Below are 26,602 nucleotides of genomic sequence, written 5' to 3' on the forward strand. Positions count from 1 at the left end.
AATGAAACAGGAAATTTCTCTGGTTGGTTTACGAAGCGTAACGAACCGGAATTTTGGAGGCAGATACATGGGCAAAGCAGAGGAAACCCGCTTTTGGGAGCACGCGAAAGAGCTGACCGCACAGATGACGTTGGAGGAAAAGGTCGGTATGCTGCACGGCGCGCAGCTGTTCTGCACAGCGGGGGTGCCGCGCCTTGGCATTCCGCCGCTGAAACTGTCAGACGGGCCGATGGGCGTGCGCAACGAAATCCACGGTGACCACTGGGAGCCGGTTGGCCTGCCGGATGACTATGTGACCTACCTGCCGAGCAACAGTGCCGTTGCCGCGACCTGGAACCCGCAGCTCGCCCGCGAAACCGGCAGAGTGCTGGGAGAGGAGGCGCGCGGGCGTGGCAAAGACGTGATTCTTGCGCCGGGCATTAACCTGAAGCGCAGCCCCCTCTGCGGCAGAAACTTTGAATATATGAGCGAAGACCCCTGCCTGACCAAAAATCTGGCAGTGCCGCTGATTGAGGGCATACAGGAGTCGGATGCGGCGGCGTGTGTGAAGCACTTTGCGCTCAACAATCAGGAAACCGAGCGCCTGCAGGTGGATGTGCAGGTTAACAAACGCGCCCTACACGAGCTGTACCTGCCATCGTTCCGTGCGTGCGCACGGGTTTCCTACACCATGATGAGTGCGTACAACCGGTTGTTTGGCGAGTTCTGCAGCCAGAGCAAGGCGCTGCTCAACAACTTGCTGCGGCGGCAGTGGCGCTACCGCGGCGTGGTGATTTCCGACTGGGGCGCGGTGCATGACACCCAGCTTGCGGCAGAAGGCGGACTGGATATTGAAATGTCCGTGACGGACAATTTTGACCAGTATTATCTGGCACAGCCGCTTTGTGAAGCGGTTCGCGCGGGTAAAATTTCTGAGTCGCTGCTCGATGAAAAAGTGGAGCGGATTCTGGTGCTGATGCAGAAACTGCATATGCTGGATGGCGCGGAGCGCAAGGCAGGCTGCTACGATACGGCGGCGCACCGGGCGGCGGCGTTGGACACGGCGCGGGAGTCGGTGGTACTGCTGAAAAATGAGGGTGGCTTGCTGCCACTGCAAAAAAAGAAGCTGAAAAAGCTTTTGGTCATCGGGGATAACGCGGTGCGTACCCATGCGCCGGGCGGCGGCAGCGCGGAGATTAAAGCGCTGTACGAAGTGACACCGCTGCTGGGCATCAAGGCAGTGCTCGGCGGCAATACCGAGGTGCGCTGGGTCAGCGGCTACTGTCCGGACGCAGAGACCGACCAGGGCAGCACCGCGTGGCAGGCGGAAAGCCTCAAGGAAAATGCGGGCAAAACTCTCAAATCGGTGTTAGCATCGCTGCAGAAAAAGCGGCAGGCTCTGCGGGAGGAGGCACGGAAGCTCGCCGAAGAGTACGAGAATGTGGTGCTGGTGTGCGGCTTAAACCACCGGCAGGATACCGAAGGTGGCGACCGCAGCAGCATGGAGCTGCCGTATGAACAGGATCGGCTGATTGCTGAAGTGCTTGCGGTGAATCCGAATGCCATAGTTGTGCTGACTGGCGGTTCGCCGGTTGAGATGGGTCGGTGGCTGCCGCAGGCGAAGGCAGTTGTCTGGGGTTGGTACGCCGGCATGGAGGGTGGTCGTGCGCTTGCCGAAGTGCTGTTCGGCGATGTGAATCCCAGCGGCAAGCTGCCGGAAACCTTTGCAAAGCGGCTGCAGGACTGCCCTGCCCACAGCATTGGGGAATTTCCCGGCGGCAAGACGGTGTACTATCATGAAGGAATATTCGTGGGCTACCGGCACTTTGATACAGTTTCTGTGGAGCCGGAATTTTGTTTCGGACATGGGCTTTCCTACACGACTTTCCGGTACGACCATCTTTCTGTACAGCTGGAGGAGGGCGAAAACAGCCTGCGTGCCGTGGCGGTCTGCACTGTGACCAACACCGGCAGCTGCGCGGGCAAAGAAACCGTGCAGTTGTATGTGCGCGATCCGGTGTGCAGCGCGGCACGTCCGGCAAAGGAACTGCGCGGTTTTCAAAAGCTTTTCCTTGCACCGGGAGAAACCGGAACCGTGGAAATCCCGCTGTCTGCGGCAGACTTTTCGTTTTATGATCCGGAACTGCAGGTTTTTGTGGCAGAGCCGGGCGAGTTTCAGCTTTTGGCGGGCAGCTCTTCGCGCGATATCCGCCTGCGCGAATCTTTGCGCACGGTTTACCGTCACATCACAGCGGAGTGACTGCCGGCAGGTATTGCTTATACGTTTGAAAGTGCGGGACGGCCTCTGCACTTTCTGCTTTTCATATCATTCCCAAAAGGAAAGAGCACCGCACGGTTTTTGAAGCCGTGCGGTGCTCGTCATTTGGATAGCTGATTTTTATTTTTTCTGCGCTTTGTAAAACCGGACAGACAGGAAAACGGAAAGTGCCTGCAGCGCAGCGACCGCCACGCAGGCAATCACGATGAACAGACTTTCAGACATTGCAGGGAAATGCAGGGAACCGTCGTTGACAGCAAAATAGGCGCCGGCGACACCGCCCAGAATGGCACAAAGACCGATAAAGACCAGGCGTCCCTTTTCTACGCCAAAGCGATAGACGAATGGCAGTTCAATTGCCAGAAACAGCAGACCGCACAAAACACTTAGACCGATTTGCAGAGCTTCTTCGTTAAAATTGGTGCCATCTTTGAAAACAAGCATTTTAAAGACACCGCCGAGAATGGCAACCGGCACAGAACCGGCCATCAGCAAGTACCCCAGCACATACTTGCTCATGACGGCGGAGGTTTCGGGGTAGGGCAGCATCCGCGCGTAGGTGTCCCACTTGGCGCGGTCATCATATGCCAAGGCGGTAAAGGGCAGCAAGGCCGCGTAGACAATGGCAAAAACAGTCATAGACGTTCCCGGAAGAAACGCAAATAGAACAATTAGCACTAGAAAAACTTTCATTTGCTTGATGATGACATAAAAATCTTTTAATAACAGTGCTTTCATATCGAAAAATCCTCCTCTGTAAAAGCAGCGGTCAGTATTCTTTGTTACTGTAGAAACGAACAGAAAGAAAAATGGAAACGACGTTCAGCAGAACGGCGGTAATACCCAATAGAATCCAGGCAAGCGGGGAAACCTGCAGGAAGAAAGCTTTTAGGCAACGGGTCTGTGTGGGAAAAGTAAAAAGAAGCGCACAAACGATGCAGAGAACAGTCACCACCCACTGGCTCTTCCGGATGTCGAAACGGATTTCAAAGGGCATACAGACCGCCAGAAAAAGCAGCCCAATCAAGCCCCCCGGCAGCAGAAAGGCGCGGCAGAAAACAGCAGGGGTAACGACATTTTCTAGCAAAGATCCGAGTATCTGGGAACTGAAGAAGGCAAGCACAGCAGTCAGAAACTGCAGAATATACACCAGAAAATACTTGCTGAAAACCACCTGAAAAGCACTGCACGGCATGGTGCGTGCCAAACGGTCCCATTTTACATCCGAATCGGAAAGCAAAAGCGTGAAGGTTAAGCAGGTGATATAAGTCATTTCAAAGGTGAACAGATAGCTGTTTGGCAGCAGCAGCACAGGAAAAAACAGAATGAACAAAAAGAGTTTCAGCTTTCCTGTCAGAATGTAAAAAATCTTTCAGCAGCGGCCCTCTCATTTTGCAGACCTTTCCTTTGCCAGAAAAACAATGATATCTTCAATGCTGGCGTAGTCCACTTTCAAATCCGCGGGCACTTTGCTGCGCAAAACCAGCGCTTCTGCGCCGCCGTATTTAGAGGTGCGGGTGCCGCCTTGAACCGCAGACTTCGGCAGAGCAGCCAATTCCTCTTTGCTGCAGTGCACCACCCCGTAGGTTTCAAGCAGGCGGTCTTTTTCCTCGCAGAACAGCAGCTTGCCCTTGTGCAGAAACGCGATATAGTCACAGAGCTTTTCGAGGTCGCTCACGATGTGAGAGGACATCAAGATGGAGTGGCTTTCGTCCTGCCGGGTAAAGTCGTTGAAAATATCCAAAATTTCATCGCGCACAATCGGGTCCAGACCGCCGGTGGCTTCGTCCAGCACCAGCAGCTTTGGGGAATGAGAAAGCGCTGCCGCGATGGCGAGCTTCATTTTCATGCCGCGGGAAAAGTCCTTGAAGGCTTTCTTTTCCGGCAGGGCAAATTTTTTGAGGTAGTCAAAGTACATGGCCTCGTCCCAGCGGGCAAAGGTGTATTTCATGACATTGTTCACCTGCTTGGCAGTCAGCATTTCGGGAAAATTCGCCTCGTCCAGCACAACGCCGATGTCTTCTTTGACCGCTTGAAATGCGGGCAGGCGGTTGTCGGTGCCGAGCACCGAAATTTCGCCGCTGTCCCGGCGGGCAGTGTTCATAATCATGCGGATGGTGGTGCTTTTTCCGGCGCCGTTTTCACCAATGAGGCCGAGGATACAGCCGGACGGCAGGGAAAAGCTGACATTGTCGAGCGAAAAGTCTTTGTAGTGTTTGCTCAGATTTTTGATTTCGATGGCGTTCAATTATAACTCCTCCTTGGATAAAGCGCGGTACAAGTTGATAACCTCTTCTGTAGAAAGGCCGCAGGCCTTGGCGAGCGAATGGACATCGTGCAGTTTGGATTCCACTTCCCGGCGCGTTTCTTCCTGCATATGCCGGATGTTTTTTCGGGTGGCAAAGCAGCCTTTTCCGGCCACGGTGTAAACAAGCCCTTCCTGTTCCAATTCATCATAGGCGCGCTTGGTGGTGATGACGCTGATGCGCAGGTCGCGGGCCAGTGCGCGGATGGACGGGAGAATATCTCCCTCGTGCAGCTGTCCGGAGAGAATCAGCGCTTTAATTTGGGTGTGGATTTGGTTGTAAATCGGCTGACCGGACGCAGAACTGATCAGAATTTCCGTGGGAGAGCCTCCTTCCTGTTCATTACTGTATATGAACAGTATACACAGTTTTGTGGTGCTGTCAAGTATCGGAGCATTTCTTTCTATGAAAATTTGTGTTATACTGTCCAAAAACGGGAAGGAGCAGACCCAGCATGAGAAAAGACAGATACGGGAAAAAAGACCAGGACGAAACCCAGTACATTCCGCGGGAAGACCTGGATCAAACCGATGAAGATACGCGGGATTTTACCGAAGACGGATATGATGAGCAGGCATACGACCCTTATGATGAGGAGCAGCCGGAACAGGAATATCCCTATGAGGGGGATACGGGATATTACGAAGACAGGCAGCAACCGGTGGAGGACCCCGGCAGCGGCAGCCGCCCGCTTTGGATTGCGGGTGTTGTGGTTGCGGTGATTGTTGCGGTGCTGCTGCTTGCTGTGGTGGGGCGTTCCTGCAGTGTGGCAAACGACACGGCGTCTTCCGCGCCTTCCTCGGCGCTCAGTTCTGCGGCTCCTTCCGCGCAGCAGGGTGTGGTGCAGCAGGACAGTAGTATGGCGCAGGACGGCACCCGGGACAATGCCGCCGAACCGGAGCAAAGTGAACCGCAGCGGTCGGAAAGCACGCCGGAACCACAGGAAAGCAAAGCGGAACAGTCAGAGGAAAGCACACCACAGGAGCCGGAAAGCGAGACAGAAGCAGTACAGAGTACCGCGCCGGAGGCATCCTCTTCCAGTGAGCCGGAACAGCCGGAAAGCCAGGAAGCGCCAGCGGGGCAGAACGGTGGCATTACGCCGGTACCAGAGTCCACACCGGCTGACAGCGCCGCATAGCCGGCACGATGCGCGGGGAAAGACTAATGTTCGTTGGACGACTCACAGTGTTTGACAGAGTGTAAGAGTGTTTGCAATTTTGTAAATGTATAAAAAGCCATGGGGCATCGGTGAGGGAATGGTAACGGAACCATTCATTCAATCGGTGCCCCATGGCATAAAGAAAGGATATCACAAATTTTCAGGGATTACTGCAGGAAGGTATGGCAGAACGCAGGATATCGGCGTAAAGAACCCCTTTGCTAAGTATCTTCCTGCCGGCAGCGGCTGACAGCAGGAGGGAGAGTGATTTTTTATCCTATTTACTGCTAACTGCGAAGACTTTATAAGTGCTGCCGTTCAGACTGCAGTATATTCCGACTTTTCCCTTGAATGGACTCTTAACGGCTATTTGGCAATCGTAACGTCCGCTTGCGTCCGGATAGCGTGCGGCTACAATGGATGTTTCAATTGCCTTTCCGTTAGCGGACACGAATGAAAAGCTGTTCGTTTTGACCTTGGGAGAGATAGAGAAGATGTAGCTTTGACCCTCTGCAAGGCGGATGTCTTTCGTCGTGTCCGCACGGAATGGACGGTCGACAATCTTTACTTTAAAGAGTCGTTTTCCATTGACATAGACGCCGGTGGTCTCACCAATTTTACCGCCTGCATAAAGGAAGTATTGTCCTTGGTTCTTTCCCCACTTTTTTGAAGTGTCGGTCTGCAAGGCCTTTCCGTTTCCTGTGTTGAAAGCAAAGTCCTTTAGCGTCAGGCTGGAAGCAAAGTTCAGGGTAATTGTGCCGAAAGCCGGAATTTCCAAGGTGTCTGACGGAGCAGGCTGTTGGGTGGTATGGTTGTTCATGGCAACGGAAGGCAGCGGGACATTTGTGTCGCCAGTTTGTGCAAGGACAAATACTCCAAGGGAAGCGGTTTCAAATGTAACTGTACGGTCTTTTACTTCCACACCGGTAACCAGTTTGGAAGAACCATCGGCCTGCATTTGAAAAACAGCAAGTTTATCTGCAGATAATGTATTCGCAAGTGGAATAAGCAGGCTTACTTTTTGTGCCGGTGTGATTTCTTTTCCATTTTGCGTTAAACCAATGGAGTAAACACAGGCGGCATTTTTTTGTACAGTCTTAGGCAGGTGTTTGACAGCGGCATTCCCTTCTGGATTTTCGGTAGAAAGCATTTGTGCATAAAGTTTCATGTTTTCCGGAAAATCTTTTTGCTCTCCATGAACGGAAATGCCGGTTTCGGTATCTTTCAGTTCCTTAGATTGCTTATTTGTGGAAAGTGTAGAATTTGCGGCGCCGATGTCCTGCTTGTATGCATGGGCAACTTCCTTCTCGCGGAGGATACCGTCATAAATTTGGACGTTGTCAAATTCCGCATTTCGCACATCTTCGTCGCCCCAGATAGGTCCGCTGCCGACGGCAACTTGTGTTGCTTTTTGAATACTGCCGTTGTCATTCGCAAAACAGGTGCTGAGGTCTTTCTTTTCCTCACCGACCAGTGCACCGTTCAAGTATACTTTAATTCCGCTTGGCCCCACGGTATAAACAACTTTTTCCCATTGATTGCGAAATCCGTTGCTTTTTAGCAGGCTGCCCTGCACGTCGCTGTATGCATTTGCATTGATTCGCCCGATTAAATTGACGCCAATGCGTGTCATGGGATAGCCATTGCTGGAAGTGCCGACTGCGTCTGCTTCGAACAGTGCGCTGTGTTCGAATGTATCACTGGATGCCTTGACCCACATACTCACGGAGTAGCCGGCGGAAGTGACGGTGCTGAATGTATCTTTTGGAAGCTTTAAATAGTTGACTCCCTGCGCTTTTGCTGTGTTTGTCAGTTTTAGCACGCGGCCTTTCTGGGTGTCAGTGACAAGAGAGGCGGTACCCTGTAAAATGGCTTTCCCGGATTTTGCAGAGCCGTTTGCCGGGTGCAGAGTACGGTCAGAATCTGGATTCTTATTAAAGTCAAAATCATAAATCAATGAAGCGGTATGCTGTACCTTTACGGTGAATTTTTGTGTGACTTTCGCTGTTTTATAGGAAACTGCAGCAGTCAATATGACAGAAGTATCTTTCGTGGGAGGTGTCACGGCGCCGGATGCGCGCAGCACCTTTGTGTTGGAAGAACTCCACGAAATAGAAGCACCCATTACAGATGTCGGCAGGGAAATGGAATCCACAGCGGAAGTGGGGACTTGCTTTGCCAAGGACTCTGCAGCCATGTTTGCGATGGTCTGATCGGAAGAAGTATCTACCATGCTGCCCCAGACTGTGGTGTTGTTACCGCCAATAGCGGTGAACGTCATCTTTTGTTTTGGAGTATTTTCTTCATCATATTGCTTAAAGAATACACCTTTATAGGTCACGTTCCCGAGTTTCAGCGTGATATAATCATACCCTGCAGAGGAAGCGGCCTTTTTCCATGTGCCGGTCACATCGCCGGAAACGCTGCCGTCTTGATTCAGGCGAACCAGTTGGGTTGTCAGCATATTACCATCGGCTGCAGCCGTACCATGGTTTACAAATTCATAAGTGCCAATCACATCTTTGTCTGGGTAGGTGGTAATCGTTTCTTTGCGGTATTCATAAACAGCGGTAACCGGCCAGTTATCTTCATTTAAAAATTGTTGATGAATACGTACTTCATGTGCTTCGGAGCTTGGGTTGCTGTCGAACCGCTGATGATAAACCAGATACATGGAACCGTCATCGTCCAGCAACGCGGAGTTTCCACCCGCAGAACGTTTGCCGGTTTGATTGTAAAACTTGTAGTTGCCCATGACTTTAATGCCGTATTTTGCATTATCTGTTCCGTTGTCAGCGGCGTTGTTGCCCACTGCGTCCACATAAGGACCTGTCGGATTTTTTGAGCGGAAAAGCCGCATATTATAGCCGCCGGTTGCGGCTAATCCGCCATAGGATTCATACAGATAATAGTAATCACTGGCTTTGTCATAAAGAATGAACGGTCCCTCTCCGGACTGATGATTGCCGCCGGCAATGTGGATACCGAAATAGCGGTCCACGTAGTTTCCGGAAACCTTGTCGGTTCCGTCTTTTCCAGGATAAAGTGGTTCTCCAGTTTCAGGATTCATTTTCAGCATATATAATCCACCTGACCAGGAGCCGTAAACCATGTACATTTGTTTTCCAGATTTATCAAAGAAAACCGTTGGATCAATTGCATTGGGAGCGTATTGATTGTTCCACGAGCCGTCTGATTGAAAGCACTTATCGTCTGTAATACTGTCAATACCGCCATTCTTTGCCCCCTTTGCAATTAAAGATTTCAGATTCAGATAATCATTGTCCCATTTTGTGTTGCGGGTACTGTTGCCGTCAGGTTCACCAGTTTTGGTAAATCCGGAATAAACGATGGTATTTCGGTACTGGTAAGTGCCGTCGATTGTTTTAGAAACCAAGTAACCGATGCAGGAGCGACGCCAAGTGGAGGAAGTGCAGTAGTAGAGCATATAAGCACCCTTGCTACCGTCACTCCAAGCATATTGTGGATTGTAGATAACGTCCGGTCCCCAGACAGCGTAATTTCCGTTTGCAGCGTCACCATCATTGTATCCTGCCCATTTGAAAGACTCCTTCAGCGTGGTTTGCAAATTTCCAAAGAACGGTTCTTGACTGGGGGTTTGATAATCCGTGCTTAGCTGTGTCCAGTTCATAAGGTTGTTTGATTTTGCAGCTGCGGTGTGTGAGCCAAGAATGTAGTAGTTTTTTGAACTGGCGTCTTTTACAATCGATGGATCGTGCGCAACGGCGTGCGTGAATGTGGTTGGGGCAGAATTTTTGGCAGCAGTCGTTTTTGTCGCTGCACAGGCGCTGAGCGGTGTCATTGAAAAAACCATTGCAGCGGCCAAGGTGCCCGCAAGGACTTTTTGGAAATGCGTGTGTTTCATGGTGTGTCAACTCCTCACTTTCAACTTGAAAAAATTCCAGCTTCCCAAAATAATTTATAATATTATAAATTAGATAGATGCTAGAATATGATTTAATATAGCATGAATTATAAAGTGAACACGCAAAAAAATCAATATATATTTATAAATTTATGGAAAATATATAAATATTTCTGTTGCATTTGCCATATTAAACAGATTGAAACGGAGAAGTTGTAAGGGAGACCGACGTAAAAATACCTTGCACGCATAAAAACAGACGGTTCAAAACAGCGTCCACTTACAGGAAGCTGTTTCTAACCGTCTATTTCGTAATGGCATTAGGAAATTGTTAAATGAAAAACGCAGTAAGTCTGGTTGTTTATGTGTATATACAAGCCCGTACGTTCGCCCTGCTTGCCGGTTGCCGTGATACCAAACAAATAGCTGCCGTCAGCTTGTTTTCCCTTAGAGCGTGTGGCACCGACTTGTCCGTTTCCAGCGGTGTAGCTGACCGTTTGTGCGGGATCATCAGCTATGATTTTAAACCAATAGGTTTGCCCGGATTTTAGAGTCATATCTACAGTCGTATCCGAATGGTAAGGTGCTTTGATGGTTTCAATTTCAAACAATTTGACGCCATTCACATAGGCACCTGTTTTTTTACCGATTTTCCCGGAGGCATAAGCGCCCAGCTTGCCATTTCCAAATACAAGGGTATGCATCACGGTTCCGTTGCCAGCTGTGTAACTTGTTGCATTGCCGCCCGTCAAATCAAAAACAGCAGTGTTTCCCTGTGCAACTTTTACAGTGCCTGTTATGCTACTGACCGGTGGGTGTTCTGTGGCGGGGATTAAAACGAAGCAGGTGCCTTTTTGCAGTTGCCTAGAGATTGCTGAAACATCTGCTTTTGACAAGGGCAGTTGGCCGTTTTGATCAATGGAAAACAATTTTGCAGATGCTAATTCCAGTGTACCGGCACGAAGGCGATATAAATAAATCTTTTGCTTAGAAAGCTGCACTGCCTGCACAATGCATTTATCGGTGTTACTGTTTATCATCGCAATCTCGCTGTGGTCTGTGCCGGAGATTGCTTTGGAAACTGCCAGCTTTGCTTCCGGATTGGTGTTGACGGAAACGGTGGAAATGCGGGGAACGGAATCAGAAGAAACAGTATCAGAGGAAGGTACAGAAGGTGCAGGCGCGGAAGCAACTGGTTTGTAAAGTGCTAATGCAGTTTTTAGTGTCAGGACTGCTCCTTGAATGTCACCGTCTGTAGCGCTGGTATTTGTGGAAACTTGGCTGCCCTTTGTAAGTGCATTCTGCACAGTGGCTTTTTCATCTGCTGTCAGAGGCTGATAAGAGGCAGCGCTTTTTTGGTATGCGTTTAGTTTTGCAAGCAGGGAATCCAGTTCCCGCTTATCGTATTTTACTACAATGGTACAGCTTGCACTTTGGTCGGTTCCGCTGATGGTACCGGTTAAGGTAAAGCTAGTGGCAATCGAAAGCTTATCCTTTGCAACAGCAGACCAAGATACTTGTGCAGTGCCGGAGGTACCATCTGTGTAAGTGACCGGTACGGTTGCGGGGAGAGAAGGCATTTGGTTGACATAAGTTTCTACGGACACTGGCGTGGCAGATTGAATCCGCTTTTCCGCTGCTACAGGTTCTTGTGTCAGCACACGCCACTCTTTGATGCCGTTGTATGCATCATCACGATTTGACAATGTGATACGGAGTTTTGATGTAGACACTGCAGGGAAAGAATCTGATACAAATTTTCCAAGGGCCGTTGTGCGATCCTTGTCTGTTGAAAGGTCTTTTGTCACAATGGTTACAAATCCATCCTGATCCGCTTTTTTATTGGATTTGTCATAGTAAGAAATAGTGTATTTAGATGGAACCATTGTGCCGCCGCCATCATCATAGAAGAAAACGCTGCTGCCACTAATTTTATATTCTTGATTCCATGCATAAGTAAGGCTTTGTGTTGAGGAACCGCTGCCCCAGTTGCCCCACTGCAGTTTTTGGTTGGAAGTGTCGTTTTCGGCTCCAGTGTTTGCAGTTGGAACAAAACCGTCGTTAACAGCGGGTAAATGTTCCCAACCGGCCGTATAGCTGGCTGTAGGAGTTGCCAGTAGACCGATATTTACATATTTTAAATTGTTTATGGCTTTCTGAAGATTTTGAGTCTGTTGTACGATTTCACTTTTCGTAAAATCTTTTTCATCCAGTAATTTTTGTGCGGCAGCAATTTCTGTTTGCAGTTTGTTCCAAGATGCAGAGGTGAAATCATTCTGATTGCGAATGAGAGATAATCCGCCTGCAGTTTTTTGCTCCAGGTAAGGTGCCATTAAGTCAGTCAGTTCGCTGGTAGGGATGAAAACAGTTACGTTGAATGGGACAACTGTTTCCTTGTCACCATCACTGACCGTTAACTTTAACTGATAAATGCCGACGGTGTCAAACGAAGCCTTTAAAGTGGAAGCGGAAGCGTTTGTGATTGTGCAATTTCCATTATCTGGTGTTACTGCGACTGTCCACTGGTAAGTTAAGGCCCCATTTGGCAAAGTGGAATCAGATACGTCGGGTGTGACCTGTAAAACGGAGTTTTGCTCAACACGCAGTGCATCCGGTAGGCTGACTTCCGGTGCTTCGTTGTTCGAATGTGTAATTCCTAGATGGTTGTCATAAATCTGAATTTCCTTTACCCCAGTGCTGACGTTTGTGCTGTGGTGCAGCGTTACGCGAATTTTGGAAGTGGTAACTTGCGGAAATTCGACGTTGTTGTAGTTGGATGCAATCATAGCTGGTTGTCGAATTTGATCCGCAACGGGTTTGAAAGAGCCGTCGCTGTCCAAATAAGAGATGTCAAATGATGCCGGTGTGCCATACCCGTTTGTCATTCTGTCATTGTAAAAATAAAGCTTTACAGTATCAACGGCCTTTCCGCTTCCAAAGTCAAAATCAATGGTGTCAGAAGCGTTTGGTGTTCCTTTAAAGAGTGCAGTGTGTGCAACTTTTTTGGAGTTATCCAGGAAAGTGCTGCCGCCTCCTGTAACTGTGGAGTCATCTTTTACACGTTCAATCTTTGCGCCGCTGTAACTGGATGTAACAGTGGCGGATAATGCTAAATTTTCTGTATCGTGCGAAAGATCAATTCCTGCCTTGTTAAATAGATCCACTGTCTTGCTGTTACTTGCAAGTGAAGTTTTGGACGCGGCTGAAATGGAGGAGTCGGGGAGGGCTTGCGTGTTTACAACTGTGTTTTGATTATTTCCAACTGCGCCGGGTACATCGTCGGTTGGCTTTTCAACGGTTCCGGTTTCCGGATTGTAAATAACATGGGACATTTCGTTGTTATTCATAACCAGTTTCCCGTCGACGTAAAGTGAGAAGCCTTGTGGTACACCTTCATAAGTCCCAGCACTTTTTTGCCAGACAATAGTGAGATCTTTATTGTGATAACGAACATTATCTACAACAAAATGATCATCATTTACATTTAGCGGCCATAATTCAATTTTATTATCCAAACGCGGCTGCAGGCCTGCCATATCTTCGATTACAGAATAGTCCATCATGCCGAGCGTATCGTGATGGATCCAAGAGCGAACCAAATTACCAGTGGGTTTGGAATTTGCAGTTGCGTCCATCGCGAAATCACTTGACCAGAAGAATTCGTTTGCATCTAAGTGATCCGTGTTGCCAGGTTCAACTGTATGCAGCCATGCACCGTATTCAAACAATTTTTTATATGTATCGGCATTGATATTAGAGACCGGGTAATATCGCATGGATGAACGCAATAGATTGATATAATTTCCAAAGTTGCACCACGCAAAGTGGTCGCAGCAAGTTTTGTCTGTGTCGCCTTTCTTTAAATCATTCACACGCTTTGTAATACTGTTTTGATCGGCTGTATAGAATGGAAACAGTGGATAAAATGCAGGATCCCCGTAATCTTTCAGTTGCGTAGTATATTTCGCATAATCAGGGTAGGCTGTTTTTTCTAAGGCAGTTGGGGCAACACCAAAACTGAATGCGAACATATTGTTGTCCCGGTAAGGCACATATGCGTTTGTTGCAACCTGACGATGCAGAAAACTCCCTTCACCATCTGTATCTTTTTCCTTGTCACCATCAAAATCAGAACCCTCGTACCAGAATTCTTTCAACATGGCATTACGGATTGCTTCCGCCTTGTCATTCATAAGTTTGGCATTCGCGGAGTCGCCCAGCTCTGTATACATTTTTGCTGCGGCAACGGCATTTGCGTATACGGTAGAACTGCCGTCAATACGTGCGTAGTTGTTTCCTTTGGAGGATTGATAGTGCATCCCTACGCAGTCTCCGTCATTTCCGGTGATTGGCCCATGGTTATAGCAAATCAGATTTGCAAAGTCACCGGTGCCGCCAAACCGTGTGAGAGAACCAAGAACATCTCCTTTTGCATAATCGGCGAATTTTTTAAGGATTTTGCTTCCGCCGCCGTGGATTTTATAGGCTTCTAGACCGACTTGAGAGGTGTTTTGCATCATATCCCAAGTCCAAGTACCGGGGCGACCCGGATTGTTTTTATAGTTGTCGTCGCCAGAGTATTCACCTTGTGCCAACCAAGTGCCGTACACATAAGTTGGGTCACGCAGCCACTTTAAGTCCTGCATAGCCCATGGCACGCTGACGGTGATTCCGTTGTTGTATCCGAGCACGCCTTCCATGTTCATTGGAAACTGCCAATCGTTACCGGGAACTTCCGCATCTAAAATGTTGAAGCGGTTGCACCACCAGCGATAGTAAATTACCTTCTTTACATTTTTGTCTGCAATATCGATGTATGGGATATTATCTGCCAACCAAGAATTATAAGTTTCCACCTGATTTTTGAAAGCATCTGCATTGCTGTATGCTTTGTAAGCGGTGTAATCTACCTTGGACTGTGGAAGTTCTTTTGCAATCCATCCCATAACTACATTTTGCTGCACGGCTTTTCCTGCTGGTACAGTAATTTCTTTCGTCAATTTATCATTGTCTGGTGAAAGACCTCTGCCGGCCAGGTGAACATCTACATAGGACATGGCACTGACAGAACCGCTTTGTGTCGTGTTTACCATCATTGGTGCGGCAACTTTTGTACCGATCAATTCGTCACCGCGGCTTTCTTTCGCAAATGGGGAAGAAACGGTCATAGTAAAAGTCACAGGAGAATTGCTGGTGTTAGTGATAGCATACAGTGCAACAGCAGTATTACCCTCAGTTATAAATTTTTTTTGAACGACCGTCAGATTGGACCCTGTAAATGTCTGGCTTTCATGACTGGGATAATTCAGACGTCTTTCGGAATCTTCTGTGATGGAGGCAGAACCAAAATCCACGTTTATCAGAGCACTTTGATTCAAAGTGTCTGCATAATAAGGCTGCCCAACAAATCCGAGTTTTTCGGCTTCTTGTGTCCGCATATACAAGGCGCTGCCGCGACTGAAAAGTGTGTTGACTGCATTGGTATCATCGTCAGGAATAATACCTTTGTTTACCAACAGTTTGTCCATCCATGGAAGTTTTGATGGATCTTTTTCAAATTCAGCAAAATCCTTATTTTGAATCGTTTTTAGTGTCTTGGCAGCGTTGGCGTTTGTAAAGCCAACACTTTCTGGAGCGGTTACGTTCGTGGCATTCCAAGTGGGATCGGGTGTAGCAGCAGCGCTTTTGGCAGCGGTGCTTTCCACTTGGAAGTTGGTATCATAGGCATGTGCACCGATGGGGCAGCCCCCTAAAACCAAGGTGGCGGCAAGTACGCATGTGCCTGCTTTTGAGATTGCAGAGTGAAAAACTTTTTTCATAGACTTTTCAATACCTCCCTAATCGATTAATGAAAGTGGATTAAAAAAATTAGAAATTACACAGGAAATCACCCCTTTTCCCACATGATGCAATAGAATAAAGCAGCTGATGTGTATGCAGATTGATAAAACGTTTAATAAAAAGCACACACCCATACAATGCGAAAGTATATACGATGGTGGTTTGAATGTCAAGCACGAAATGGGCAATTTACGCAGTAATTTTTAAAATATTTAAAATATTTTATGTCTTATATCTCTTATAATTTGAATTCAATCAATCTATTGGTTAATAAACTATTTTTCAAAAGACGGATATTTCCTAAAAATATTGGAAGATCACCCCGCAAAAGAAGAGAAAAATCGTTCAAATACACATAAATATAAGATTGACTTGCGATTTTACATTAGAAAAATCTAAAACAATGAGAAAATCGATGAAAATATGAGTAATTCTTTATAAACAGAAGATAATAGCGAAATTTTCGCTGAATTTAGTGATTTTCTTTTCTAATTGGTTATGTTATAACTGTATGCAGAGCAAATGAGGAACCAATGCTCAATTTTTATTACGCAAATGACTTTAACGTTAAGCTAATCTTGCAAAGGAGTTTACATAGTCTGCTTAAGCAATCAGGTCATTTGACAACTATTTTGGGAGGAATAAAGTATGAAAGGCAAAAGGATTCTCGCAGGAATGTTGAGTACCGTACTTCTGACTGGCGCATTGGCTGGCTGCGGCGGCACGGGGACGTCATCAGCTGGCGGAACGTCAGCGGGAGGAAGTGTGGCAGCCGATTCAGCTGGTTCGCAGGCGGCTTCGGGCAAGAAAGTTACCGTTAACTTCTTGTATTGGGCCGATGATGCACAGACGAAAATGGTGAAAGCGTCCTGCCGTGCATATGAAAAGGCGAATCCGGGCGTGACGATTAAAGAGCAAGCTTTACCTGCAGATGGCACTTTTGATCAGTATATTCAGTCTGCCAAGGAAAAAGGAATGCTGCCTAATGTCAGCTATATGGGTGAAGGCGATATTCAAAAATATAATGAAATGGGCCTTTTGGCGGATATTTCAGACATTTTTGAGGATGGAACCGTCAAGGAAAAACTTCCGGCAGTTACAGTTCGGGATCCGAAAACAAAAAAGATTATCGCAGTTGGCCTTTCCAATCAGATCAATCTGCTTTATTACAGCAAATCAAAGCTGAAGGATGCGGGGATTGCAACGCCGCCGACAGATGTTTCAAAAGCCTGGGATTGGGACACTTTTGTCACGAACTGCAAAAAGCTGACGAAAGATTCCAATGGAAAGACAGCGGCAGATGCCGGATTTGATCCAAGCCTTGTAGAAAACTATGGATTAGGGTTTAACTGCCTGCGTGAATTTCATTTGTTCTGGGGAATGTATGCAAACGGCGGCGGTGTTGTTTCTGCAGATGGTACACAATTCCTGATGGATAAAACGGAGTCTATCGAGGGAGTTCAAAAATTTGCAGATTTGATTAACAAGGATCATGTTGCTTCCTCTGCTACATATAGCTACACCGGCGGTGCGGGCGCAGTTGCAGATGGCATTGCCGCAGGGTATGCAATGATGATCAATGGTTCGTGGGATATTGCAAATGTGAAGGATAACGATGACATTGGCGTAGGTGTTTTACCGAAGATGAAGAGTGCGGTGACCGTGAATTGCGGCGGACCACTGGTTATTTACAAAACAGATGACAAAGATGTCCTTGCCGCTTCCAAAAAGTTTTATGCTTACATGGTAGACCCGGAGCAAAATTTGGAACTGGTTAAGAGCGGTGCATGGTTGCCGAACCAGTCTGATTGGTACACAGACTCTTCCTTGCTCAGCAAATGGGGTAACGAGTACCCGACAGGTGCCAAAGAAGCGATTCTCAGCTATGTTAACACCAAAGGTGCAGTTGCCCAGTGGCCCGCCTACTATGTACCGGCTTACAATAAAATGAATGCCACTTTTGAGAAATACATTGATAAAGCATTGACCGGAAAGGAAACTGCGAAGCAGGTGTTCAGCGAGTGCATGCCGAAGATTAAGAAAGAGTTTGAGAGCGGTACGGTAGGCTGACTTTTGAGAACAGCACAGCCTGCAAGGAAGGAGACATAGACATTGAAGGAACATCGATCATTGAAAACAGAAAAACGGTTCAGCCGTCATACAAAAGAGGCTGTCATTGGTTATCTGTTTGCTGCACCGGCGATTCTCGGTTTTTTGCTGCTTACCCTTTACCCCATGCTGGCCAGCCTTTACTATAGTTTTAACGATATTATAACTGCACAGGGTGCTACGACTTATCAATGGGTCGGCCTGCAGAATTATAAGAATATCCTTACAGATCCAATTGTCGGGGTAGATTTCCGCAAGTCATTGTCGGTAACGTTGTTTTATGCGGTTGTCAATGTGGTTCTCGTGATTCTGTTCTGTCTTGCTTGCGCACTGCTGCTGAATCGAAAGTTCCGTGGGCGCAATCTGCTGCGTGGTCTGTATTTTCTACCCTCTGTCATCCCGATGGTTGCAACCGGTATTGTTTGGAAAATGCTTTTGCAAAATCAGGCGCAGGGAGGTCTTGTTAATTGGTTCCTTCTAAAACTCATGAAAGTACATCCTGTGGACTTTATTAACTCTCCGGAAATTTTTACTACTCTATTTCTTATGAGCTTATGGACCTGTGGCGGGACCACCGTGGTTCTCATTGCTGCGTTGCAGGATGTCCCCAAAGATCAGTTGGAATCCATCGAAATTGACGGAGGAAATGCCTGGCACAAATTCGTAAAAGTTACGTTTCCTACCATTAAGCCAATTCTGTTTTTTCAGATGATCATGTGCATGATGACTTCTATCCAAATTTATACACAAAGCGTTGTCTTTTCTCGCAACGGTTCGCCGGACCATTTGACGTATTTTATTAACGTAATGATTTATGACCATGCATTTGTGCAAAATAATATGCGTGGGCAGGCTGCTGCTGAAGCCTGGATGGTATTTCTGGTCATTCTCGCGATTACGCTTGTACTGTTTTCCGCAGAAGGTGTTTTTCATAAGGATGATTCCGCCGGTACAGCAAGGGCAAGGAAACGTGCAAGGAAGGAGGCCGGCAGAAAATGAGACAACAGGAAAAAGGAATTGCCTGCAGTGGTGTAAGTGCTAAAAAGAGAAAAAAGGCGTGGAATGCACTGTTCATTGTTTTGGCAGTAGGGATTGGCGTGGCGATTGCCTTCCCCTTGTTTTGGCTGATCAGGAGTTCCTTTGTTACGAAAGCAGAGCTTTTTGCGCGGCCGCCGGTTTTTTGGCCGAAAGAAATGCAGTTTGAAAATTTTTCAAAGGGTGTCCTGCGTATCAATTTTCTGCAGCAGCTTTGGAATTCGGTTTCAATCGCGGTTCCGTATGTGGCAGGGACAGTAGTTACCTGCGCACTGTCTGGTTATGCCTTTGCTAGGTTGCGTTTTCCGCTGCGCAGGATGTGGTTTGCGTTGGTTATCTCTTCTATGATGCTGCCGAGTGTTGTTACTTTGCTGCCGCAGGTGCGGTTGTATAGTGCTTTGGGAATCGCCAACAGATGGGCATTGATTGTGCCAGCCTTTCTCTGTGCCGGCGGCAACGCATATTTTGTCTATCTGCTGCGTCAGTTCTTTACAACAATTCCAAAAGAACTGGACGAAGCAGCTAGTATTGACGGTGCGGGTCATGTGCGTACGTTTCTCAGCATTATGGTTCCACTGGTAAAGCCGGCATTGATTGTGGTGGGGCTGTTCAGCTTTATTAACTGTTGGAACGAAATTTTTTACTCGACCATCTACCTGCAAAGTGAGGAGCAATACACACTTCCGCTTGGGTTGCTGATGGTCCAGGGAATCAAAACGCCCAATTATGAGCAGGTGATGGCGCTGACGGTATTGGTCAGTTTACCGTGCTTGGTGTTTTTCTTCATCGGGAACCGGTATTTTGTTGAAGGAATTTCAACTGGTGCGGTGAAAGGTTAGGAGCCTTTTCGAACGGTCGTTATGTATGCATAAAACACCCCATTTGCTTATACAGTAACATTTACTGAAGCCAATGGGGTGTTCTTCATCACAAAGAATCACTTAGCAGGATTTGGGCACGGCCCAATAGATTCGCGTTCCAGCAGCGTACATGGCAAACGGGTAATCTCGGTATCGACTGGCTTTTCGCCGATTGCCTCGGTCAGAAGGCGTGTGCAGGTTTGGCCGATTTCTTCCAAAGGAAGATTGACCGTGGTGAGGGAAGGGGTACAGTCTGCGCTGACGTCGCGGTTATCAAAGCCGGCAACGGAAATATCCGTACCGATTTTCAGCGTATGCCGGGCACAGTATTCATAAACACCACAGGCCATTTCATCATTGAATGCGAAAACGGCGGTTACACCTGTCTGAATCAGCACTTCTGCCGCGGCAACGCCGGAACTGCGGGTCCAGTCCCCATATTGTACCAATCCGGGGTTAAAAAGAATGCCGTTTTCAAACAGTGCGCGTTGATATCCCTTTAAGCGTTCCAATGTGTGAAAGCTGTCCAGTGGGCCGCAGATAGCGCCAATCTTTTGGTGACCCTTTTGAATCATCAGCGTTGTAAGGTTGTAAGCTGCGTTTTCATCATCATAGATTACAGCGGGATATTTTTGCCCTTTGGGGTAGCAGTAGGCGTAAATGATGGGAACCGTAATTCTGGTGGGCAGATACACTAGCTTTCGGCAGTGATAACCGACGTAGACAATCCCCTCTACCTGATGAGAAAGCATATGTTCCACCATTTTGTCTAAAAGCTGCTGGTGCTTCTGCGTGTCGGTGAAATCATTGTGGTAGCGTTTGTAAAGGCGCATATTCCCCAAAATGATTTCCATGCCCATGGCTTCACAGGCGGCATCCACACCGTCGACGATTTCGGGTGTGTTGAACACAGTCAGGTCTTCTGTGATAATACCAATGGTGTTGCTTTGCTGATTTTTCAGCCGCTTTGCCAGCAGATTCGGTGTGTAGTGCATCCGCTGTGCTGTTTCCAAAATTTCGCGAGCTTTTGCCTCGCTTGCGCCGCCTTTTCCGTTGAGCACATTGGAAACCGTTGCGGCGGAAACATGCGTACATTCTGCAATTTTCTTGATCGTTGTCATATGCATCCTCACTTTTTAGGGAAATGTGTTATACGTTTAATAGAAAAAGAAAAAACAAAATCTATCAGCCTTTCCGTTAATCAGTATCATATCACATTTATCCAGAAAAGAAAATGGCTTCTGCAATACTTAAAGAAAATAAACGTTTAGTTTAAAGCAAGGGAGGTGAGCTGCTGTGTGTGATTTTCAAATTCACTTTTTGAATCTGCCAATAAAATAGAGAAAACGGGGCTTTTCTAAAGGATTTAAGTATGGTATAATCATAAAAACCAAGAAATTCTATGTGCAAGCGGTGACACAAAATCATAAAACGATTAAGTGATTTGCACCGCAGAAAGGAATACAGAATGAAGTGGAACGCTTTATATGCACTGCCGCTCAGCAGCATTCACATTGATGACGGCTACTGGAACCGATACATCCGGTTGGTGCCAGAGCGCATCATCCCCTACCAGTGGGAGGTCTTGAACGACCGTGTCAAAGATGCGGCGCCGAGCTACTGTCTGCAGAATTTTAAAATTGCGGCGGGAGAAATCGCCGGCGAACGAAAAGGCGCCGTGTTTCAGGACTCGGATGTCGGCAAATGGCTGGAAGCAGTGGCGTACAGCCTGCAGTCCGTGCCGGACCCGAAGCTGGAAACCATTGCAGATGAGGTGATTAACCTGATCGGTCGCGCCCAGTGCGAGGACGGTTACATCAACACTTACTTTACATTAAAGGAAAACGGACGCCGCTGGCGCAACCTGACCATGGGTCACGAACTGTACACGGCGGGGCATTTGATAGAAGCAGCGGTGGCCTATTACCAGGCGACCGGCAAGGACGCTTTTCTGAAGATTATGTGCCGCTTTGCGGACTTGATTTGCGAAACGTTCGGCCCAGCAAAAAATCAGTGCCATGGTTGCCCCGGACATGAAGAAATTGAACTGGCGCTGGTGAAACTCTATGGGGTAACAAAGGAAAGGCGCTATCTGGAAATGGCACGTTATTTTGTGGAGGTGCGCGGCGCAAAGCCAAATTCTTTCTTGACAGAAATGGCAGAAAGAGATTTTCATGAGGTCTACAACGAAAAAACATTCTTCTTTCCGGCGTATTCCCAGTCTGACAAACCAGTGCGGGAACAAACGAAAGCGGAGGGGCACGCGGTGCGTGCGGTTTATCTGTACTGCGCCATGGCAGACCTTGCAGCGGCCTATCAGGATGACGGCCTGCTGGAAAGCTGTAAAACCCTGTGGAACGACATGGTGAACCGGCAGATGTACATTACGGGCAGCATCGGCTCCTGTGCGGATTACGAGGGTTTCACAGTGGACTATGACCTGCCGAACGACACCAATTACAGTGAAACCTGTGCTTCCATCGGCCTTGCGCTGTTTGGCCTGCGCATGAGCCGCGTTACGGGAGAGGCAAAGTATCTGGACGTTGTGGAGCGTGCACTGTACAATACCGTCCGCGCGGGCATTTCACAGGAAGGCGACCGGTATTTTTACGTGAATCCGCTGGAAGTTTGGCCGGAAAACTGCCTGCCGCATTCCGCGCACAAGCACGTAAATCCTGTTCGGCAGAAGTGGTTTGATGTTGCCTGCTGTCCCACCAATGTGGCGCGGACGCTGACCTCTCTGGGACAGTATCTGTATTCGGTTTCCGACAGCAGTGTTTACTTGAATCTGTTCATGGCAAACCATACGGAGGTAACCGTTGCAGAAGTGCCGGTTTCGCTGGATCTTGCCTGCGACTTTCCGGTCAGCGGTAACCTGACACTGCATGTCAGCGCACAGCAGGCGGTCGCGTTTGCACTGCGGATTCGTGTGCCCGGCTATGCAACAAACTTCCGGATATCTGTCAACGGGCAGGAGCAGCTGCTTTGTATCGAAAAGGGCTTTGCGGTGCTGGAACGCACTTGGGGCGTCGATACGGTCGAGGTTTCATTTGGCATGGAGGCAAAACTAGTCAGCGCCAATCCACGGGTGCGCGCGGATATCGGCAGGGTTGCGCTGGTCAGGGGACCGGAGGTGTTTTGCCTGGAGGAAACCGACAACGGAAAAAACCTTGCGTCTGTTTTCGTAAGCCGTGAGGCAGCCCTTGAAACGGCGTTCGCTCCGGACATCTGCGGCGGCGTCAACACAGTTTCCTTTGCGGGTGAGCAACTCGTGGAGGAGGATTGGGACGCGGACACCCTGTACAGTGACCGTCCGCTAATTTACCGGCCGGTTCAGCTGAAAGCGGTTCCCTATGCTTGTTGGGGCAACCGGAAACCCGGCGAAATGCTGGTTTGGATGCACGCAAAAGAGTAAAGGCACAGCGGCAAAGAGGGAACGAGCGCTCTGCCGCTGTTTTTGTGTACAGACAGTGTAAAAAGGACGAAATATAGGTATGACGGGGTGGCATAGGGAAGTTTCTACTTCTTTAGGATTGGCACAAGATATTTCGTATCCTGTGCCTTTTCCAGTGTTACGGCATCAGACGGGAGTATCCCAAATTATGTGTAAACCACAAACGCGGGTGCAAAATGGAGCGAAAATAAGATGTGGCGGCAGCGGCTTTGTCCGATGCTGCCATGTCTGCAATGTAACAGCAGATGCACGGGAAATCAAGGGTGGCAAAGCCGTTTATTTACCCTTGACGTCCTGCGTAAATGCTGTTAATCGGGCATGCGATCGGCGAAAAACACCGTCAATTGTGCATGGATCATGCTCCGGTCCTGCCGGCGGACGGTCCACTTTTTTGTAATGTCCACCATCGCCAGATACAGCATTTTGAACAGGCTGTCGTCCGTCGGGAAAACCGATTTCGCCTTTGTCACCTTGCGGAGCTGACGGTTGAAGCCCTCAATAGAGTTCGTCGTGTAAATCAGCCTGCGCACCTCCTGAGGATACTTAAAATAGGTGCTCAGATTTGGCCGGTTTTCCTGCCACGAGGCAGAAATCTTGGGATGTTTCTCGTCCTAATGCTCAGAAAAAATGTTCAGGGCTTCCAGAGCGGACGGCTCGTCTACAGCGGCATAAACCGCCTTCAGGTCGGCCATCAGGGCTTTCCGATCTTTGGAGAAAACATATTTCGTGGAATTGCGGATTTGATGGATCACGCAGTTCTGAACCTCTGTTTTCGGAAAGACTGCCTCAATTGCTGCGGAAAAACCGGACAGGTTGTCCGTGCAGGCAATGAAGATATCTTCTACGCCGTGGTTCCTGACCGATAATACTCGTAAACCGTGGGTGTTTGTACCTGCTGTTCTCGAAGTTTCTTTGCAATCAGAGCGGGGCCAAGTCCGCCTGCACACTATCCAAAAATCTGTTTGACAATGGGTGCAGTTATTTCATCAGGGATAATCTGTTTCGGATTATTTGGGCCTTTGATGTAGCCGTAGGGTGCTCTGGTAGAAAGTCGTTCTCCACGTTCAGCCTTAGCTCGATTTACAATGCGGATTTTCTTGCTGGTTTCCCAGCAATGGAACTCGTTGAACATGCGTTATTTGGGAAGGTGAAAACGAAAAGGCAAAAGCTCAGTATTCATGCGGGTTTGCGGCGAAGTGGCTCTCGGCCAAACTCTCTCTCAAACCTGAAAAACCCGGCTGAATGACGAATTGCATATCATTTTAGGACGTTCCTGCTTATGGAACGTCCTTTTTCTATTTCAGCGGGAGGTGAAAAATCACATGACCAATGTAATTGCCGTTGCCAACCAAAAAGGCGGCGTCGGCAAGACAACGACCTGTGCCAATCTTGGCATCGGGCTGGCGCAGGAAGGAAAAAAGGTGCTTTTGGTGGACAGCGATCCGCAAGGCTCCCTGTCCATCAGCCTGGGTAATCCCCAGCCCGACCAACTGCCCGTGACGCTGGCGACGATCATGAGCAAGGTGCTGAACGAAGAACCCATCGACCCCAGCGAGGGCCTTTTGCATCATGACGAAGGTATTGACCTAATGCCCGCCAATATTGAGCTTTCCGGCATGGAGGTTTCGCTTGTCAACGCCATGAGCCGTGAGAAAATCCTGAAGCAATATCTGGACGGCGTGAAGCGTCAGTACGACTATGTGCTGCTGGACTGTATGCCCTCGCTGGGAATGCTCACTGTCAACGCGCTGGCTGCGGCCGACAGCGTACTCATTCCAGTTCAGGCACAGTACCTGTCGGCCAAAGGCCTCGAACAGCTTTTGCAAACGGTTAATAAGGTACGCCGGCAGATCAATCCCAAGCTCAAAATCGACGGTATCCTGCTGACGATGGTGGACTGCCGTACCAACTACGCCAAGGAAATTAGCGCTCTGCTGCGGGATACTTACGGCTCAAAGCTGAAAGTGTTCGACGTGGAGATTCCTCATTCCGTCCGCGCCGCCGAAATCAGCGCGGAGGGCAGGAGCATTTTCGCCCACGACCCGAAGGGCAAGGTTGCCGAGGCATACCGGGAGCTGACGAAGGAGGTGTTAAAGATTGAAAAGCAGCGCCAAAAACATAAGTCTGAACAGCTACGATGATATTTTTTCCACGGAGGAAACCCGCGAGGATGAAAAGCGGGAGAAGGTCACGGATATGCCGCTTTCGGAGCTGCACCCGTTTCCCGACCATCCGTTTCAGGTGCGGGACGAGGATTCCATGAAGGAAACCGTGGAGAGCATCAAAACATACGGCGTGTTGGTCCCCGCCATTGTCCGACCCCGCGCGGACGGCAGCTATGAGCTTATTTCCAGTCACAGGCGCAAACACGCCTGCGAGCTGGCGGGGCTTCCCACCATGCCGGTGATCGTCCGTAATCTGGACGATGACGCCGCGACCATTATCATGGTTGACAGCAACATCCAGCGTGAAAACATCCTGCCGAGCGAACGTGCCAAGGCATACAAAATGAAGCTGGACGCCATACGGCGTCAGGCTGGGCGACCGTCCAAAGAAAATTCTGTCCAAGTTGGACAGAATTTTCAGGGCAAGACTTCTCGTGACCTTTTGGCTGATAATTCCCCCGATAGTTCAACACAAATCCAGCGGTTTATCCGGCTGAACGAGCTGACGCCGCAGCTTCAGCAGATGGTAGACGATAAGAAAATCGCCATGACCCCCGCCGTGGAGCTGTCGTACCTCAAGCCAGAGGAACAGACGCTTTTGCTGGACACCATCGAAAGCGAACAGGCCACCCCTTCTCTTTCACAGGCCCAGCGGCTGAAAAAGTTCAGCGCGGAGGGCCACTTGAATGAGGACAGTATGCTGGCAATCATGTCGGAGGAAAAGAAGCCGGAGAAAAACGATCTGACCATTAAGGCGGATAAACTCCAAAAATATTTTCCCAAATCATATACCCCACAGCAGATGGAACAGGTCATTATCCAGCTATTGGACGGATGGCAGAAAAAGCGGCAACGGGATCAGGAAAGGTAATAACCATCGTTTCAGGCGTTCCGAAAGGAGCGCTTTTTTGGTACTCTAAATGAAGGAGGAAATCGCATGACAACTGAACAAGTCAACGAAAGCAAAGGTAAAAAGGAGGATGAAAAGAAAAAGCGCAAATGGCCGTACATTCTTGTGCTTCTTCTGCTGTTGCTAATTCTCCTGCTGCTTTTGCTGCGGAGCTGTGGAAATCAGCACCCATCCCCGAACCCGCCGCCGTCCAGTTCCGTCCCCTCATCGTCCGCTCCGTCACTGGACGATGCCGGGAGCGCGGAACCGGGAAGCAGCAGCACCCCGTCCCGGCAGGAAATCCTGTCCCGACTTCAAAGATAGGAGGTCACCGTCACCGACAAGGTGAGCGCGCAGGCATCCTTTTCCAGTGGAGCGAAAGGCAGTACCGGCACATGGGAAGTGGAGAATCCGTCCTCCAACACCGTCATTATGCAATGTGAAATCATGCTGGACGGCGAAACCATAGCAAAATCCCCGCCGATCTATCCGGGGCAGCATATCGACGGGCTTACTCTGTCCCGGCAGGTTTTATCCGGGAATTACAGCGTAACGGCGACCATCCGGTATTACAATAAGGATACCAAGGCGTACCTCGGCATGGCCGACTACAAAATCCGTCTTTCCGTTTCGTAATCAAC

17 protein-coding genes and 1 pseudogene are annotated in these 26,602 nt (G+C 48.7%); 10 read left to right on the forward strand and 8 right to left on the reverse strand.

Going from position 1 to position 26,602, the window contains the following annotated elements:
• Positions 1–67: 67 nt before the first annotated feature.
• Positions 68–2,239, forward strand: a complete 2,172-nt coding sequence (locus tag PXC00_RS02640) for a beta-glucosidase (RefSeq protein WP_275845694.1) — start codon at positions 68–70, stop codon at positions 2,237–2,239.
• Between the two features lie 138 nt (positions 2,240–2,377).
• Here the strand turns inward: PXC00_RS02640 and PXC00_RS02645 are convergent, their stop codons facing one another.
• The 4 genes from PXC00_RS02645 to PXC00_RS02660 are packed head-to-tail and all read right to left on the reverse strand — an operon-like array spanning position 2,378 to position 4,994.
• Positions 2,378–2,995, reverse strand: a complete 618-nt coding sequence (locus tag PXC00_RS02645) for an ABC-2 transporter permease (protein ID WP_275845693.1) — start codon at positions 2,993–2,995, stop codon at positions 2,378–2,380.
• 31 nt (positions 2,996–3,026) lie between these two features.
• On the reverse strand, positions 3,027–3,626 hold the full coding sequence (locus tag PXC00_RS02650) for an ABC-2 transporter permease (protein ID WP_316935199.1): 600 nt from the start codon (positions 3,624–3,626) through the stop codon (positions 3,027–3,029).
• A gap of 18 nt (positions 3,627–3,644) precedes the next feature.
• Positions 3,645–4,505 carry an ABC transporter ATP-binding protein gene (locus tag PXC00_RS02655; RefSeq protein ID WP_275845692.1) on the reverse strand — a complete coding sequence of 287 codons (861 nt, stop codon included), beginning with the start codon at positions 4,503–4,505 and terminating at the stop codon, positions 3,645–3,647.
• The gene (locus tag PXC00_RS02660; protein ID WP_316935056.1) at positions 4,506–4,994 is read right to left on the reverse strand and encodes a GntR family transcriptional regulator; all 489 of its coding nucleotides are present in this window, start codon (positions 4,992–4,994) and stop codon (positions 4,506–4,508) included.
• Between the two features lie 23 nt (positions 4,995–5,017).
• On the opposite strand from PXC00_RS02660, the gene PXC00_RS02665 reads away from it, so the two are divergent.
• On the forward strand, positions 5,018–5,701 hold the full coding sequence (locus PXC00_RS02665) for a hypothetical protein (protein ID WP_275845691.1): 684 nt from the start codon (positions 5,018–5,020) through the stop codon (positions 5,699–5,701).
• 298 nt (positions 5,702–5,999) lie between these two features.
• Here the strand turns inward: PXC00_RS02665 and PXC00_RS02670 are convergent, their stop codons facing one another.
• Together PXC00_RS02670 and PXC00_RS02675 are read right to left on the reverse strand one after the other, a co-directional pair.
• Positions 6,000–9,608, reverse strand: a complete 3,609-nt coding sequence (locus PXC00_RS02670) for a lipocalin-like domain-containing protein (protein WP_275845690.1) — start codon at positions 9,606–9,608, stop codon at positions 6,000–6,002.
• Positions 9,609–9,928: 320 nt separating this feature from the next.
• Positions 9,929–15,427: an Ig-like domain-containing protein gene (locus PXC00_RS02675; protein WP_275845689.1), complete on the reverse strand. Its 5,499-nt coding sequence runs from the start codon at positions 15,425–15,427 to the stop codon at positions 9,929–9,931.
• A gap of 670 nt (positions 15,428–16,097) precedes the next feature.
• On the opposite strand from PXC00_RS02675, the gene PXC00_RS02680 reads away from it, so the two are divergent.
• Genes PXC00_RS02680 through PXC00_RS02690 form a run of 3 tightly spaced genes read left to right on the forward strand, consistent with a single transcriptional unit; the run spans position 16,098 to position 19,432 of the window.
• The gene (locus PXC00_RS02680; RefSeq protein WP_275845688.1) at positions 16,098–17,519 is read left to right on the forward strand and encodes an extracellular solute-binding protein; all 1,422 of its coding nucleotides are present in this window, start codon (positions 16,098–16,100) and stop codon (positions 17,517–17,519) included.
• Between the two features lie 42 nt (positions 17,520–17,561).
• Entirely contained in the window at positions 17,562–18,557 is a 996-nt protein-coding gene (locus PXC00_RS02685) for a carbohydrate ABC transporter permease (RefSeq protein ID WP_275845687.1), read from the forward strand.
• Complete coding sequence (locus PXC00_RS02690) at positions 18,554–19,432, forward strand: carbohydrate ABC transporter permease (protein WP_275845686.1); 879 nt, start codon at positions 18,554–18,556, stop codon at positions 19,430–19,432. Before PXC00_RS02685 ends, PXC00_RS02690 begins: the two co-directional genes overlap by 4 nt.
• Positions 19,433–19,530: 98 nt before the next feature.
• Here PXC00_RS02690 and PXC00_RS02695 read toward each other — a convergent pair whose 3' ends face one another.
• The gene (locus tag PXC00_RS02695; RefSeq protein ID WP_275845685.1) at positions 19,531–20,574 is read right to left on the reverse strand and encodes a LacI family DNA-binding transcriptional regulator; all 1,044 of its coding nucleotides are present in this window, start codon (positions 20,572–20,574) and stop codon (positions 19,531–19,533) included.
• Between the two features lie 347 nt (positions 20,575–20,921).
• On the opposite strand from PXC00_RS02695, the gene PXC00_RS02700 reads away from it, so the two are divergent.
• Positions 20,922–22,868 carry a glycoside hydrolase family 127 protein gene (locus tag PXC00_RS02700; protein ID WP_275845684.1) on the forward strand — a complete coding sequence of 649 codons (1,947 nt, stop codon included), beginning with the start codon at positions 20,922–20,924 and terminating at the stop codon, positions 22,866–22,868.
• A 347-nt stretch (positions 22,869–23,215) separates the two neighbouring features.
• Here the strand turns inward: PXC00_RS02700 and PXC00_RS02705 are convergent.
• A pseudogene (locus tag PXC00_RS02705) lies at positions 23,216–23,767 on the reverse strand (IS256 family transposase); the annotation flags it as partial.
• Between the two features lie 462 nt (positions 23,768–24,229).
• Here PXC00_RS02705 and PXC00_RS02710 point away from each other — a divergent pair.
• From PXC00_RS02710 to PXC00_RS02725, 4 genes are all read left to right on the forward strand, one after another.
• Positions 24,230–25,048 carry a ParA family protein gene (locus PXC00_RS02710; RefSeq protein ID WP_275845683.1) on the forward strand — a complete coding sequence of 273 codons (819 nt, stop codon included), beginning with the start codon at positions 24,230–24,232 and terminating at the stop codon, positions 25,046–25,048.
• Positions 25,005–25,943, forward strand: a complete 939-nt coding sequence (locus PXC00_RS02715) for a ParB/RepB/Spo0J family partition protein (RefSeq protein ID WP_275845682.1) — start codon at positions 25,005–25,007, stop codon at positions 25,941–25,943. The genes PXC00_RS02710 and PXC00_RS02715 overlap by 44 nt, the downstream gene beginning before the upstream one ends.
• A 66-nt stretch (positions 25,944–26,009) precedes the next feature.
• The gene (locus PXC00_RS02720; protein ID WP_316935057.1) at positions 26,010–26,285 is read left to right on the forward strand and encodes a hypothetical protein; all 276 of its coding nucleotides are present in this window, start codon (positions 26,010–26,012) and stop codon (positions 26,283–26,285) included.
• Positions 26,286–26,306: 21 nt separating this feature from the next.
• Positions 26,307–26,597: a hypothetical protein gene (locus PXC00_RS02725; protein ID WP_275845681.1), complete on the forward strand. Its 291-nt coding sequence runs from the start codon at positions 26,307–26,309 to the stop codon at positions 26,595–26,597.
• Positions 26,598–26,602 lie beyond the last annotated feature (5 nt).

The organism is Caproicibacterium argilliputei, assembly GCF_029211325.2.
Classification (GTDB): domain Bacteria; phylum Bacillota; class Clostridia; order Oscillospirales; family Acutalibacteraceae; genus Caproicibacterium; species Caproicibacterium argilliputei.